Origin of the sequence: Enterococcus cecorum DSM 20682 = ATCC 43198 (genome assembly GCF_000407565.1) — a bacterium.
Classification (GTDB): Bacteria; Bacillota; Bacilli; order Lactobacillales; family Enterococcaceae; genus Enterococcus_E; species Enterococcus_E cecorum.
Window position 1 is genome coordinate 276,396 of the sequence record NZ_ASWI01000003.1, and the last position, 13,708, is coordinate 290,103.

The 13,708-nt window shown below is 33.6% G+C and carries 15 protein-coding genes; 9 read left to right on the forward strand and 6 right to left on the reverse strand.

All coding sequences use genetic code 11. The features are described 5' to 3' along the window. Window positions 1-29 precede the first annotated feature (29 nt). Window positions 30-1,334, reverse strand: coding sequence for a conjugated bile salt MFS transporter (locus I567_RS02080; protein ID WP_016250591.1), 1,305 nt, complete (start codon window positions 1,332-1,334; stop codon window positions 30-32). A 795-nt stretch (window positions 1,335-2,129) separates the two neighbouring features. Here I567_RS02080 and I567_RS02085 point away from each other — a divergent pair. The 7 genes from I567_RS02085 to I567_RS12300 all read left to right on the forward strand — a co-directional run bounded on the left by I567_RS02085 (window position 2,130) and on the right by I567_RS12300 (window position 8,284). Beyond that, window positions 2,130-2,915: an Rpn family recombination-promoting nuclease/putative transposase gene (locus I567_RS02085; protein ID WP_016250592.1), complete on the forward strand. Its 786-nt coding sequence runs from the start codon at window positions 2,130-2,132 to the stop codon at window positions 2,913-2,915. Window positions 2,916-3,017: 102 nt separating this feature from the next. Then, complete coding sequence (locus tag I567_RS02090) at window positions 3,018-4,868, forward strand: heavy metal translocating P-type ATPase (RefSeq protein ID WP_016250593.1); 1,851 nt, start codon at window positions 3,018-3,020, stop codon at window positions 4,866-4,868. 79 nt (window positions 4,869-4,947) lie between these two features. Further along, window positions 4,948-5,175 carry a heavy-metal-associated domain-containing protein gene (locus I567_RS02095; RefSeq protein WP_026209947.1) on the forward strand — a complete coding sequence of 76 codons (228 nt, stop codon included), beginning with the start codon at window positions 4,948-4,950 and terminating at the stop codon, window positions 5,173-5,175. A gap of 15 nt (window positions 5,176-5,190) precedes the next feature. Continuing rightward, the gene (locus I567_RS02100; RefSeq protein ID WP_016250595.1) at window positions 5,191-5,469 is read left to right on the forward strand and encodes a hypothetical protein; all 279 of its coding nucleotides are present in this window, start codon (window positions 5,191-5,193) and stop codon (window positions 5,467-5,469) included. A gap of 27 nt (window positions 5,470-5,496) precedes the next feature. Continuing rightward, window positions 5,497-6,150 carry a Crp/Fnr family transcriptional regulator gene (locus tag I567_RS02105; protein WP_016250596.1) on the forward strand — a complete coding sequence of 218 codons (654 nt, stop codon included), beginning with the start codon at window positions 5,497-5,499 and terminating at the stop codon, window positions 6,148-6,150. Between the two features lie 8 nt (window positions 6,151-6,158). Next, window positions 6,159-6,788 carry a hypothetical protein gene (locus tag I567_RS02110; protein ID WP_016250597.1) on the forward strand — a complete coding sequence of 210 codons (630 nt, stop codon included), beginning with the start codon at window positions 6,159-6,161 and terminating at the stop codon, window positions 6,786-6,788. Between the two features lie 75 nt (window positions 6,789-6,863). After that, window positions 6,864-8,284, forward strand: a protein-coding gene (locus I567_RS12300; RefSeq protein WP_111736152.1) for an IS3 family transposase whose coding sequence is annotated in 2 segments (ribosomal slippage) — window positions 6,864-7,431 and window positions 7,431-8,284 — 1,422 coding nt in all. Because the reading frame shifts where the segments join, the coding sequence is not laid out codon by codon here. 90 nt (window positions 8,285-8,374) lie between these two features. Here the strand turns inward: I567_RS12300 and I567_RS02125 are convergent. The 5 genes from I567_RS02125 to I567_RS02140 all read right to left on the reverse strand — a co-directional run bounded on the left by I567_RS02125 (window position 8,375) and on the right by I567_RS02140 (window position 12,720). Further along, a complete protein-coding gene (locus I567_RS02125; protein ID WP_016250599.1) occupies window positions 8,375-9,046 on the reverse strand; it encodes a Crp/Fnr family transcriptional regulator in 672 nt (223 codons plus the stop codon). A 368-nt stretch (window positions 9,047-9,414) separates the two neighbouring features. Further along, complete coding sequence (locus I567_RS12815) at window positions 9,415-10,245, reverse strand: IS4 family transposase (RefSeq protein WP_018345367.1); 831 nt, start codon at window positions 10,243-10,245, stop codon at window positions 9,415-9,417. Beyond that, window positions 10,246-10,599 (reverse strand): transposase, encoded by a 354-nt coding sequence (locus tag I567_RS12820; protein ID WP_016250601.1) that lies wholly within the window; start codon window positions 10,597-10,599, stop codon window positions 10,246-10,248. It abuts the gene before it with no gap. 409 nt (window positions 10,600-11,008) lie between these two features. Then, window positions 11,009-11,962: a 1-phosphofructokinase family hexose kinase gene (locus I567_RS02135; protein ID WP_016250602.1), complete on the reverse strand. Its 954-nt coding sequence runs from the start codon at window positions 11,960-11,962 to the stop codon at window positions 11,009-11,011. After that, window positions 11,959-12,720 (reverse strand): DeoR/GlpR family DNA-binding transcription regulator, encoded by a 762-nt coding sequence (locus tag I567_RS02140; RefSeq protein ID WP_016250603.1) that lies wholly within the window; start codon window positions 12,718-12,720, stop codon window positions 11,959-11,961. Before I567_RS02140 ends, I567_RS02135 begins: the two co-directional genes overlap by 4 nt. Before the next feature lie 206 nt (window positions 12,721-12,926). On the opposite strand from I567_RS02140, the gene I567_RS02145 reads away from it, so the two are divergent. Together I567_RS02145 and I567_RS02150 are read left to right on the forward strand one after the other, a co-directional pair. Next, window positions 12,927-13,388: a PTS sugar transporter subunit IIA gene (locus tag I567_RS02145; RefSeq protein WP_016250604.1), complete on the forward strand. Its 462-nt coding sequence runs from the start codon at window positions 12,927-12,929 to the stop codon at window positions 13,386-13,388. A 15-nt stretch (window positions 13,389-13,403) separates the two neighbouring features. Further along, window positions 13,404-13,703: a PTS sugar transporter subunit IIB gene (locus I567_RS02150; protein WP_016250605.1), complete on the forward strand. Its 300-nt coding sequence runs from the start codon at window positions 13,404-13,406 to the stop codon at window positions 13,701-13,703. Window positions 13,704-13,708 lie beyond the last annotated feature (5 nt).

Genomic DNA, 13,708 nt, shown 5'->3' on the forward strand with positions numbered 1-13,708 from the left:
ATGATGCACTCCTTTCAAAAAATTATACATTAAGCAGTTTGATCGGCAAATTTATGTTTTTGAATATCGGTAATGAAGAATAATAAACCAGAAAATCCGATAAGTACATAACATAAAATGCTAATCCAAGCTGCAGTAAAGCCAAAGGTATCAACAAAGAAACCAAATACAATATTTCCTAAAGCAAAGCCAACTGCAAAAAAGATACTAAATACACCTAGTATTTGACTGGTGTCTTTCATACCGAAGAGTGTTTGCATCATTACAGCCGGTGCACTCATATAAGAGTAAACATTAAAACCATAAAGGACGGCCCAAGCAAATGCAGAAAAGACTTTAATGCTAGGAATAAAAATACTAGCAATTAGCAAGATAACGGTAACTAGTTGTAAAATAAAGGCTAAAAACATGGCGTTGCGTACACCAATTTTTGAGAATAAGAAACCTCCGCCAACATTTCCAACCAAACAAGCAATGGCAAACGTAGAGCCAATCGTACCAATTAAGGTAGTATTGATATGAATAGAAGCGAAAAAGTTTGCATATTGACTGGAAAGAGCAGAAATAGCTAATCCTATAATTAAATAAAAACAAGATAATGCCCAAAAACTTTTTTGTTGGGTAGTTTTTTTATAGCCGATACCAGTTTGAGTATTAGCAGGATGGGTACCTTGGGGAACAGATTGATTTGTAGAGATTTTTGAGTCTTTAGAAGAATCAGTTGATTGTTTGGCAGCACTAGATTCGATCGGTTGTTTGTTAGGATGGATTAAAAGCACGCCAACAAGTACCCCAACAACCAAGGAAGCCAATGCACACATGAAATAGACTCTATGTAATTCATAATGATTGAGTAGGTTGGTTACGATAGGTTGTAAGAAGAAATTCCCGATAGAACCACCTGCAAAGGCAATTCCCAGTGCGCTAGCTTTAGATTTTTTATCAAACCAAGTAGCGATTAAAAACGGTACCCCTAAACCTGAAAACGTAACAGTTCCTATTTGAGTAATTGCATTTGCTACTAAAAACATCCATAATTTGCTTGAAACTGCGTTTAACATAACTCCAAAAGCAGACAAGATTAATCCACCTAACATTATTAGCTTGACTGGAAATTTACTATACATTTTACCAGCTATTGGTGAAATTAATGATGCTGCTAAAGCGCCAATCATAAAAATATAGCCAACACTTTGGACACTAAAATGATATTCTTTCTCTAAATAGTGAATGAATAATGGAGGGATGTTCTGTGCAATGCCATAAGGAATGGCTTGTAATAGCATACAAGCAAAAATAACTAAATATTTACTACCTTTAGACACATTTGTCATAAATTATCACCTCAATATTTATTTATAAAACATTGATCTCTTAAAAATGATAACAGCCCTCCTTTTTTGTGAATATTTTATTTTTAGAGAATAAAAAATAAAATGATTTATTCAATAATTAAGAGAATCAATGAGATATCAAAAAATAGATAAAAATTGGATAAATGGGGTTTTATTATAGAAAGCGAAGATGTATAAATAATTGCAATAGAAGACTGATTGAAGTCAATCAATCTTCTATTATATTATACAGCCAAATAAAAAAAAAAGCCAAAATAAACCATTGGATTAATAAAAAAATGAATGAATGGAGGGAATATATTCAGAAAGAATATTCTAGAATAGGAATTCTTATAAAAACAGACTATATATAATAAATAATTAACATAACTAGCGAATTTCTTAGGTGTAACAGCATTTTTCATTAATATATCATGTAGCTGCGTAAATTCTTTGACACTTGCAAGTTCTAAAAATCGCTGTAAACCTTGCGCGCCAAAGGATAGACGTAGTTGGTTTGCCTAAAAAGTGTTGTATGTGGTGCAGAACAGAATGACTATTTGATATGAAAATAAATCAACAAGCCTTCCAAAATTTTTGGAAGGTTTTTTCGCGCTTTTGAGGACTTTTCTTCGTATTTAATAAGTAGAGTCAAAAAACTTATTATCCCAATATTATGCTATAAGTTTTTCATATTATTTAAGTGCAAGGGCGATTTGACTGTTCGAACGTTTTTGATATCCAATGAAAGGGTTTTTAGTATAATAAATTTGTGGAGGAAGAAAAGAGATTTTTATGAAAAAAACAAATAAAAAACCGGTGTATTTCGGGCTGACCAACGATATTATCTTTGGTTGGATTATGAAAAGTGAGGAGAACTGTTTAGCGATTATCCGCGCGATTTTACCAGAACTAAACATTACTAGCATTATTCATAAAGAGATCCAACACGATATTACCCCTGTAGCCTCCACTCGCGGTGTTAGATTCGATGCCGTGGTGCAAGATGATCAAAAACGTTATTATGATATTGAAATGCAAGTGGAAAATACCGGCGACTTAGGAAAACGTGCACGCTATTATCAATCACAAATTGATAATGAAACCCTAATGAAAGGACAGACCTTCCATAAGTTAAAAGAAAGTTTTGTTATTTTCTTATGTACATTTGATCCGTTTAGCTATGGATTACGCCGCTACCAATTCTACCAATATGAAGACAGTATTCGAGATTTACGCTTAGATACGCATTCGCATGAGCTATTTATCAATTCGAAGGGGACGAAAGGCGAAATATCAAATGGTTTAGCAGGAATTATCGATGTGATGAATCAAAAGCCAAATCAAGCCAACCCACTAGCAAGCAAATTAATGAAGGAAATTGCTTATTATAACCAAGATTCAGAAAAGAGACGAAAATTGATGGACTATGAAGCAAGACTGCTAGACGAACGCTCAATTGGTGAAGAAAAAGGAAGGCAAGAAGAAAGAAACCGAAATGTAAGAAATATAATTATTGCATTTAAAGCGAATAAAGCTGAGACAAGTTATATTTTTCAATTTCTCAAACTTCGCACTTAAATAAGTGCTTAAATACCTTGATAAATCAATAAAACTTGATATAAATCAATTTTTATATTTCTATGCTCGGTTATACTGGATATAGTAAAGGAGGTAGAAATCATGCAAAAATGGTTATCACATTATCGGAATTGGTTGACAGCAATAACTGGTGTTCTTATTATACTTGCTTTTTCATCCAAATGGGTTTTTAGTAGTGAGCAGGGCGCAGCTTATCTACTGTTTGTAGCTTCATTAGTTGGTGGTTTACCAATTTTTGTTCAAGCCTATCAAGCTCTTAGAGTTAAGGTAATTAGCATAGATCTCTTAGTAACTCTTGCTATTTTAGGGGCATTCGTTATTAAAGAGTTTGAAGAATCAGCTATTGTAGCTTTTCTCTTCTTATTTGGTGCATACTTAGAACAAAGAACATTAGCCAAGACACGTTCTGCGATTAAGAATCTCGTGGAGATGGTACCAGAGACTACTTTTCGTAAACTACACAATGGTGACTTTGAAGAGGTATCAGTTGAAGAAGTTAATGAAGAAGATATTCTTTTAGTAAAAACTGGTGGAAAGATCCCAGTTGACGGTGAAGTGATATTTGGCTCTGGTACTGTAAATGAAGCAAGTATTACGGGCGAATCTATTCCAGTCTCTAAAGGTTTAAGAGATAAAGTTTTTGCTGGCACCATTCTCGAAAATGGCACTATACAAATACGTGCTGAGAAGATTGGGGAAGATACAACTTTTGGGAAAATTATTGAATTAGTAGAAGAAGCACAGGACAGCAAGTCAAAAGCTGAGAGATTTATTGACAAATTTTCAAAATACTATACTCCCTCAGTTTTAGTGTTAGCGATTATTGTTTGGCTTATTAGCCGCAATATTGAGTTAGCCGTTACTATTTTGGTTCTTGGATGTCCTGGTGCACTGGTTATTGGCGTACCAGTTTCAAATGTGTCAGGGATTGGAAATGGCGCACGACATGGTATTTTATTTAAGGGTAGTGATGTCATTACAAACTTTAGTAAAGTTGATACAATGTTATTTGATAAAACAGGAACATTAACTTATGGTAGCCCTCAGGTTGCACAGACAATCTATTATAGCAGTGATAGGAGTCTTGCTGAGAGCTTACTGGCTAGTGTTGAGAGAGAATCAGATCATCCGCTCGCGAAAGCAATTGTGAACCATTACTCAGGTTCTGTAGTAGAGGTGATTGACTCAACAGAGGTCGTTCAAGGTGGGGGAATTGTTGCTCGTATTCAAAATCACCAAGTTCTCGTTGGGAACTCTTATTTGATGAATCAATATAATATTCCTTTCACTAACCAGATGAAGACCGACATAGCAGGGATGGAAGCAGAAGGGAATTCAATTGTCCTAACTGCTATTGATGGACAAATAGCTCTTGTTGTAGGAATTCGCGACCAGATTAGACAAGGGGTCAAGGAGGATTTAGAGACGCTTAAGAATATGGGAGTAAAAAATCTCATTCTATTATCTGGAGATAATCAAGGCACAGTTGATTTAGTTACTAATCAGTTAGGCTTAACCGAGGCTTATGGTCATCTACTACCAGAAGACAAGGCAGAATTTGTGAGAAAACGTCAGGCAAGTGGAGAAATAGTAGCATTTGTCGGAGATGGTATTAATGATAGCCCATCGTTGGCCTTAGCGGATATTGGAATTGCCATGGGAAACGGTACAGATGTTGCTATTGAAACTTCAAATGTTGTTTTGATAAATTCGGATTTTCACAGAATCCCTCATGCGATTGGATTGGCTAAAGCCACACGACGTAATATGATTGAAAATATCTTCATTGCATTGCTAGTCGTAGTAGTTCTTCTTATCAGCGTTCTCTCAAGTTCGTGGATGAATATGGCAATTGGCATGTTTGTTCATGAAGGTAGCATTCTTGTAGTTATTTTGAATGCTATGAGGCTTTTAAAATATAAAAGAAAATAGAAATTCTTGATAAAAATCAATTTTTTATTCTAAATATCGTACTATACTAAAGATATAATAAAGAAAGGAAGTAAAGATGATGAAAAAAGCTATACTACAGCTTGAAACACTGGCTTGTCCAACATGTATGCAAAAAATTGAGGGAGCCATTAAAAGTGTAACAGGTGTCGATAATGAAAGTGTCAAAGTTCTATTCAATGCCAGTAAGGCAAAAGTAAATTTTGACGATAGTATGACAAACATTAATGAAATTGTGAAGGCAGTGCAAGCAATTGGCTATGATGTCCTAAAAGCATCAGAAAAATAATAGGAGGAAGTTACAATGTTAAGACAATTTTTTGAAGCAAACGATGAGATGCTTGATCTATATACAAATGCTATTACAAAAGCTCATGGGAAAAATCATCCAGAAGTCTTTGATGTTCGCAAAGTTTATGAAACAATTCAACATAAAATTAGGGATAATAATTTGGACCTATCAAATGAATTTTCAGAACTAAGAGCTCTTACAAAAGATTATACAATTCCAGATGATGCTTGTGAGACATTTACTAAAACTTATCAGCTATTAAAACAATTTGATGAATTATCTCAAGAATAGATTTTATCAATTAGAAAGAGGCTATCCATGATTCAACATATTTGTGTGACACTTGTACCATTATTTAATTATCTGTCAGAAGATGAACAGATTAAAATTAATAGATTGGCACAACACAAACAATTTAAAAAAAATGAAATTGTTTTTAGACCAGGAGATGAAAATCTGGACATCGTGGCTCTCGGAAGTATGAAAGTATTCCAACTGTCTACAAATGGTGATGAACAGCTTTTACGGGTCGTTGAACCAGGTGGCTATGAGGGTGAGAATCAGTTGTTCGGTATTAAAAATGAATCTCTTTTTGGTAAAACTCTTGAAACAACTGAAATTTGTAGATTAAGTAAACAAGATTTTGATCAGGTAATGCTTAGGAATCCACAAATAGCTCTTAAATTATTTGAATTAAGTGCGCAAAAGATGATTCAAGTAGAGAAGCAGGCCCATATTTTATCTATGGAGCGTGTTGAGGAACGTTTAGCGAACTACCTCTTGGATCTGTCAAAAGCAGCGAACGATTATCGGTTCAGTTTACCTATGAAGATGATTGATATCGCGCGATATATAGGGACTACCCCTGAAACTCTTTCTAGAAAATTTAGATTTCTTGAGGATAATAGATTGATAAAACGTTCAGGTAGAAGAATAATTATTCTTAACAGAGATGGCTTGATTGATTTATGAGGTGAAAAATGTCGTTTGACAAATTAAAGGAATATCTATCCTATCGAGGAGAAAAATATATTAAGCCGGAAAAGGCTGGTAATTATCGCCAGTATATGATGGATTTAAGGGACCTAGCTCGACAGGCCCGGGATGAATTCAGTTTAATCAGTAAATCTTTTGAAGACAGGGTAAAGCCATTTAAAGCAGAGCGTGTTAGTCAATGGATGAATCAATCTCAGCTATGTCGTCCACATTTTTGGTGTTATTTCCGATTGCCTTCCGATGATTTGAATGATTCAGCATTGGCTATTCGTCTTTATGGGGAATCTGATAATTTTGGAATTTCCGTTGAGGTTAGTTTTGTAGAAAGAAGGAGGTCTGAAAACAGTTTAGAGAAACAAAATAAAGTTTTGAATCTTCTTCCTTTTGGAGCTATGTATTATTTTGTACAAAAAAATGGTATAAGTTTCAAAATGGATGCAACAGAAGAAAATCGAAATAATTTACTAAAACAGGTCAAATCAGGTGAGGTTCGTAAGGTCTTGGTTAAACAGGATATTCCAATTGAGACTGACCACTCATTAGAACGGTTAATTGATGATCTATTAAAAAGTTTTGATGAATTACTGCCATTTTATAAGGAAACAAAGAAATAAACTAAAGGATAGTTAGAATGTACCGACCCCCAAAAGTTAGACCATAAAATCTAACAATTGGAGGTCGGTATTTTTATGTCCAAATATTCTTATGAGTTTAAAAAGCAAGTTGTAAATGCTTATCTTAATGGCGAAGGTGGTTATACTTATCTTGCAAATAAGTTCGGCATTCCATCTGTTAATAAAGTTAAACTATGGGTGGATAATTACAATGCATTTGGTGATGAAGGATTAAAACGTTCTAGAAAAAAAGATTTTTATTCTTTTGAAAAGAAGCTTTCTATAGTAGAGTTATATTTATCAAGTGAAATCTCATATCAAGATTTAGCTCTGCAAGAAGGAATTACTAATCCAAGTATGATCACAAATTGGGTGAGTCGCTTTCGTGCAGCTGGTCCTGATGCCCTAAGACCACGCAAGAAGGGACGAAAGAAAACATTGAATACAACTAATGGCAATACACAAAACAAACCAGTTGAAGAATCTTCTGTTGATACAAGTGCAGAACATGTAAAAGAGCTAGAAGAGGAACTTCTTAAATTGAGAATTGAGAATGCCTTTTTAAAAGAACTGAGGAGGCTGCGTTTAGAGGACGAGGAAAAAATGAGAGAACGGCACTCGTCATCAACAGTCTCCGACGAGAATTCAAACTAAAAGACCTTCTCTCTTATACAGGCATGCCTAAAGCAACATATATGTATTGGCAAAAACGATTTGATAGAGAAAATCCTGACAAAGAACTTGAAGAAAAAATCCAAGAAATCCGTAAGAATAATAAGGATTACGGATATCGTAGAATACATGGAGAGCTTCATAATCAGGGATATCTCATCAACAAAAAGAAGGTTCAGCGAATAGTTCAAAAACTTGGCTTGCAGGTGACATCCTACACACGCAAAAGTAGGAAATATAGTTCCTATAAGGGCAGGATTGGTACCATTGCACCCAACAGAATTCGCAGACGCTTTAATACGCACATACCCCATCAAAAAATCACAACGGATACGACTGAATTTAAGTATTATGAAGTTGATGTCAAAGGACATATGACAATGCATAAGCTGTATTTAGATCCATTTATGGATATGTGTAATGGAGAAATACTAAGTTACAGCATCGATAAGAAACCTTCAGCAAAGAATGTAATGAATGCCTTGGATAAAGCCATTGAAATCACTTCAGACTGCCCTTATAGACGAACATTCCATTCTGACCAGGGTTGGGCATACCAGATGAAGGCATACTCTCACAGGCTAAAAGAAGAACGAATATTTCAAAGCATGTCTCGAAAGGGCAACTGTCTAGATAATTCCGTAATGGAGAATTTCTTCGGTCTGCTTAAGCAAGAGATATACTATGGCGTTATTTACTATAGCTATGAGGAATTAAAAATGGAAATAGAACGATTTATAAAGTATTATAATGAACAACGAATAAAAGAAAAGTTAGGATGGATGAGTCCTGTTCAATATAGGCTCCATCTTTTAGCTGCATAATGAAAACGAGACGACCGGAGTCGTCTCGTAAAAAAGTCTAACTTTTGGGGGTCACCTCAGAAGTAACACCTATCCTTTAGTTTATAAAAATTATAGAAAGTCAAATTTATCCCAAAAAGAACGAAATAGTATAATTTTCTTTCCATTTCTATTTATTAATCCTTCTTCTTGAAAAGCTCTTAATTTACGGGATATAGTTTCAGGACTGGTAGCTAGATAGCTGGCTAGTTCTTTCAGTGAGACTGGTATCGTAATGGTCTCTTCAGTCATTACCTCTGAAGGGAGAGAGAGCTGACTGAAGTAGGTAGCTAAACGATCCTCTATTGAATCAATTGCCAGTAGTTGCAGTTGATTCTCAATCTCTAAAGATTTGTAGGCGTTTAATTGAAGTAGTTTGCAGCTTAATTGTGGGTAAAGATTGATTAACTTATTGAAATCTGACTTATATAGGATACATACTTTTGTTTCTTTAATGGCCTCTCCATAAAGAGAATCATTTGAGAGACCAAAGAGATAATTCTCTCCGTCATATTCTCCCTCATTAACAATACGAATAAGCTGTTCCTTACCAGTTTTACTCAGTTTATAGATTCTCATAGCACCAGCTGAAATAATCGATAGCTGCTCTGGATCATCGGGAGAAAAAATAATTTCTCCCTTTTTAAAGGTTTTATGATATAGCAATTCTTGAACCTTACTCTGTTCATCACAAGAAAGATTATTAAAAAGAGGAACCCGATGAACGCAGCCAATTTTTGTCATATTTTTATTCTCCCTTGCATTCTTTTATATTTCTTAAAAAATTAGCTATGGTCAATTTTTTTTAATTAGGGAAGATATATAATCAAATCACTATATGTAGTGTCTGTTTTTATCATCAAATACAGTATATAGGAATTATACATATTAGAAGGGAAAAATACAAGTGATTAGAATATACTATATCAGTCTTAGCGGGAATACGACTAATTTTCTTGAAAGATTAGATCATTATCTCCAGAGGGAACTTCAAGAGAAATTGGATTATGTTAATGTCAAGGATTTAGTAACTCAAACTTCGCACATAAATTGTAGCTATGAACCTTGAAAAATCAGTATCTAGAACCTATTTAGTTGTCAATGATTCTACTTTATGCAGCTCGCAGTTTCGTTTTCAACATAACTGGTAATGTATCCATAAATGCATCTACTAATAGCGTTATTTTTTTATCTGAAAGTTCAGTATAATCTGTAAGTATCGTTCTAAACATCTGTAGCAGCATTTGAAACGCTTGTATCCATGTGATATCCGCCATCTCATCAGAAAAATGTAGAAAAATCTCTCCTAGAGACCGAGTATCACTGGATTCCCTACTCTCTAGCGAAAGCATCATGTATCGTGTAAAAACAACCGCAGTATGCGCAGTCATTGCATCGTAGGATAGGAAGTTACATTCTCTACTTAGGTTAAGATAGCTTTTGCATACCTTGAAGAAAACTTCTATATCCCAGCGTTTTCCATAAATTCGAATGATCTCATTTTCGTCCAAATTTACGTTTGTAGAAATCAAGCAGAGGTATTCTTTTCGTTTGTTACGATTTCGGACATAAACTACTTTAGCAGGAATGATAGCATCATCTTTTACAACTTCAATCGTTACCGAGAGTAAATATCTTGATTTTCCACGTCTCTTTTTGTTCTGGTTACAGATGGAAGCTAGAGACATGGCTTCGCCATTATATCGAAAGAACATCTTTGGAGTTTTCTTTACCATACTAATTATATCATAGCCCATATTTTTTACGGCGTGGAGTGTACTTGGTGATGAAAACCAACTGTAGAAAAGAACGTATTTTGCTGGAATTTCAGCTTTCTTCGCTGCTTCTAGAAGCGTAAGCATTGCATGGGTTCCTTTTTTTATGGACAATTTTCTGCGTTTGTAACCAACAGTTCTTTTATCCATTTCTACTGCTTCATTCATTCAGTTTTTACTATTTTCCGTGGAAAGAAGAACGCTGTTTATCGGTAAGAAAGTGCACCCATCTGACCAACCTAAAGTAAGCATTCGAAATCCGAATGCGTATTTATATTTTGCGTGATCATAGATTTTAGCAAGGAGTTCAACTTTTTTTGAACGGTTACGTTCAAAAAGGGAATCATCAATGATAAGCACATTTACTCGATTTTCAGAGTTCAAAGGGACGATGTCTTCTTTGATGATTCGAGCTGAAAGAAGTGTTGTGAATCGAATCCAGTTAATCTGAATCATTTTCATGAAACGATACACTGTATCTTTTGCAAAAGAAGGCGTGTCTCTACCTGTAAGCATATTCATGTACATGCTTCTGTTAGAAAAAATCAATAAAAACAGATAAAAATTTCTACCACAGGTACACCTTTCTTTTTGTAGGCGTTGGATGCTTTCAGAGCTGAGGAAATATGAAATTTTATAAAAAATTTTTTGATAGATTTTGATAGTTGCTTATCGTTTTGAGTTATTTGTGTTATACTTTTAGTCATAGCATGAACCTCTGGGGGATGTTTTTTTGACTAACTTAATTATATCAAAACCGGATGGTTTCATGCTATTTTTATTGATTTATCAAGGTATTTAAGCACTTATTTAAGTGCGAAGTTTGAGTTACTAATCAAAGGAAACAGTCCCTGTATAGTATATGTCCGCTGAAGTTCATATACTATGCAGGGGTTGTTAATATGTGTGAATTATAGTTCTATAAAAATATTCAGTTGATTTTTTTAATCATTATATCTTTATAAAAATCTTCTACTTTTTCTGTATCTATCATACCTGTGCCGGCAAATTGAGCGTTCGACATACCACAAGCCATTGCATATTTTAAGCAATCAGTAGTGTCTAGATGTTTATCTAACCCATATGCAAATCCACCTACAGAAGAGTCTCCAGATCCTGTGGTACTTACTATTTCAATCTTTGAAATAGTAATGTCATAAATTGTGTTGTCGATTTTTGCAATTCCTCCTTCGCCACCACAAGAAATCAAAATATTTTTAATACCCTTAAATTTTTCAAAATCCAAGTTTTTCAATAATTCATTTTTGGAATTAATGGATTTATTAATTAATTCCGCATATTCATGAATATTAGGTTTGATAAAGTCTGGAAGATATTCTTGTTGAGATAATAAAGTCTTAAGTTTATCACCTGAAATATCTAAAAGAATAGGGATTGTCTTAGATATATTTTCACGAATATATTTAATCATTTGAATGTAAACTGTATTATTTGGATTATTTACTGAACCATTGATTGATATAACGGTTACATTATTCTGCTTACAAAATATTTTTAAATCTTCTAATAATTGTTCAATCTTTTCATCGGAAATATGTGGTCCTGCTTCGACGATTTCAGTATGAGTGTCATTATCGTGCATAATGGTTATGGCGCTACGAGTCTCTTCATCTACTTCAATCATTTCTAAATTAAAAAGTTCTTCAGATTGTAAAGTTTTTCTTACAAAATTTCCCCAATCACCTCCAAGAAATCCAAATAGTGTAACGTTACTTCCTAATAAACTACTTGTTCTGCCAGCATTGATACCTTTTCCACCAATAGATTTGACAGGGGCGGGTACTCTGTTATGTTTTCCGCTGCTAAAAGTTTCAGTGATATAGTTTAAATCGAGTGAGGGATTCATTGTTATAGTAATAATCATCGTATCGGCTCCTTAATAATTTGTGTGAATTTGGAATATTTATTAAATTTTGTTATATCAATAGTATTATCTGTAATAAGTCCGTCAAAATTTGAGAGATTTTCAAATGTATATACATCACTTCTTCCTAGTTTAGAAGCATCTGCCACGATGTATTTTTTTTGAGATTGTCTTAATGCAGCTAACTGTATACCGCCTTCCAAATATTGGGCGGTAGTGACATTATTTTCAAAAACGCCATTTGTCGAGGCAAAAGAATAATTAATATTGATATTTTCAAGAGATTTTTCTGCTGTTGATCCAACAAATTCCTCGGTTATAGGTGAAAATTCACCACCTGTTAGCATTAAGCGATAATTGGTTTTTTCTTTTAAATAAAGAAAAGCAATTAAACTGTTTGTAATGATAAATAGCTCTCTCTTTTTTATGTAAGGTAGAGAGTGGAAAATGGTTGTTCCAGCACCGAGATAAACAGTAGAATTTTCAGTGATAATTGAATTAATAATACTCCCGATATATTTCTTCTGACTGACATTTACATCTATTTTTTCTTTAGTTGAAAGTTCTTTGGCTAAAAAATTAATTTTTTCAACGCCACCGTATAGCCTATTTACTTTTCCTTCTTTATCTAATTCAGAGATATCTCTTCTAATTGTCATTTCAGATACATCGAGGATAGAGGCAATTTCGGAATTTGTTAGATACTCAGATTCATTAACTAATTCTAGGATTCGCTCTTGTCTCTCTTTTTTTAACATGTAGTATTCCCTCCTTTTAAAGATTGTTCGACTTTGTTCAAGTTAATTATATTTATAAATGATAGATATTTCAAGAACTAATTATAATTTTTGAAATTATTTAAATAAAAAATTCGTAAACGCTTGCTTTTTATTTTTTTTTTTGTTAATATGTGTTCGTGGATGTATAATACAAACAAAGTTTAACAAAGAAGGTGTTTGATGATATGGAATTCTATGAAATGTTTAAAGAAGAATTGGTTTCTATAAATGTAGAAGTTGATTCTAAAGAACAATTATTTTCATATGTAGCAAAAAGGTTAAAAGAAGGGAGGTATGTTAAGGATTCTTATTTAGAAGGTATAACAAAAAGAGAGGAGGAATTTCCAACAGGATTAATCACAAAAAATCTAAATATCGCTCTTCCCCATTCTGATCCAGAACACATTAGGGAGCCATTTATATATGTAGTAAGAATTAATAATAATGTGACTGTTAAACAAATGGGTGATAATCAAGAAATGAAAGTCAAGGATTTCTTTTTCCTTGGTATCAAAGAACCTTCTGGACAGGTTGGTGTATTGCAATCATTAATGAATTTATTTATGAATGATGACTTTGTAAAAGAGTATATCGAAGCGCAAAGTCAGGAAGAAATTTTTAATACAATAAAAAAATATTTTAAATAATTGGAGTGATTAGTTATGAAAAAAAGATTAATCGTAGCATGCGGTAGTGGGGTTGCAACCAGTCAAACAATTGCAAGTAAAATTCAAAGTAAGTTTGAAGAAGATGGTATTAACTTTCCAGTAGATGCCGTAGATTATAAATCAATTCAAAATGAATTACCTACAGCAGGAATTTACGTATATGTAGCTCAACCAGATAGTGAAGTATTGGCGAAAGCTGAAGAATTAGGAGTACATGTTTTTCCAGGGATTCCTTTCTTAACAGGAATGGGCATGGATGATATTTATCAACAAATTACTGAATTAGTTAAGTAGGTGAG

Excerpts from the sequence above, each read along its gene's own strand:
- I567_RS02150 (WP_016250605.1), top strand. The coding sequence starts at position 13,404 with ATGAAAAAAAGATTAATCGTAGCATGCGGTAGTGGGGTTGCAACCAGT.
- I567_RS02095 (WP_026209947.1), top strand. The coding sequence starts at position 4,948 with ATGAAAAAAGCTATACTACAGCTTGAAACACTGGCTTGTCCAACATGT.
- I567_RS02085 (WP_016250592.1), top strand. The coding sequence starts at position 2,130 with ATGAAAAAAACAAATAAAAAACCGGTGTATTTCGGGCTGACCAACGAT.
- I567_RS02125 (WP_016250599.1), bottom strand. The coding sequence starts at position 9,046 with ATGACAAAAATTGGCTGCGTTCATCGGGTTCCTCTTTTTAATAATCTT.
- I567_RS02140 (WP_016250603.1), bottom strand. The coding sequence starts at position 12,720 with ATGTTAAAAAAAGAGAGACAAGAGCGAATCCTAGAATTAGTTAATGAA.
- I567_RS02080 (WP_016250591.1), bottom strand. The coding sequence starts at position 1,334 with ATGACAAATGTGTCTAAAGGTAGTAAATATTTAGTTATTTTTGCTTGT.
- I567_RS02105 (WP_016250596.1), top strand. The coding sequence starts at position 5,497 with ATGATTCAACATATTTGTGTGACACTTGTACCATTATTTAATTATCTG.
- I567_RS02145 (WP_016250604.1), top strand. The coding sequence starts at position 12,927 with ATGGAATTCTATGAAATGTTTAAAGAAGAATTGGTTTCTATAAATGTA.
- I567_RS02135 (WP_016250602.1), bottom strand. The coding sequence starts at position 11,962 with ATGATTATTACTATAACAATGAATCCCTCACTCGATTTAAACTATATC.
- I567_RS12820 (WP_016250601.1), bottom strand. The coding sequence starts at position 10,599 with ATGAATATGCTTACAGGTAGAGACACGCCTTCTTTTGCAAAAGATACA.
- I567_RS02110 (WP_016250597.1), top strand. The coding sequence starts at position 6,159 with ATGTCGTTTGACAAATTAAAGGAATATCTATCCTATCGAGGAGAAAAA.
- I567_RS12815 (WP_018345367.1), bottom strand. The coding sequence starts at position 10,245 with ATGAATGAAGCAGTAGAAATGGATAAAAGAACTGTTGGTTACAAACGC.
- I567_RS02100 (WP_016250595.1), top strand. The coding sequence starts at position 5,191 with ATGTTAAGACAATTTTTTGAAGCAAACGATGAGATGCTTGATCTATAT.
- I567_RS02090 (WP_016250593.1), top strand. The coding sequence starts at position 3,018 with ATGCAAAAATGGTTATCACATTATCGGAATTGGTTGACAGCAATAACT.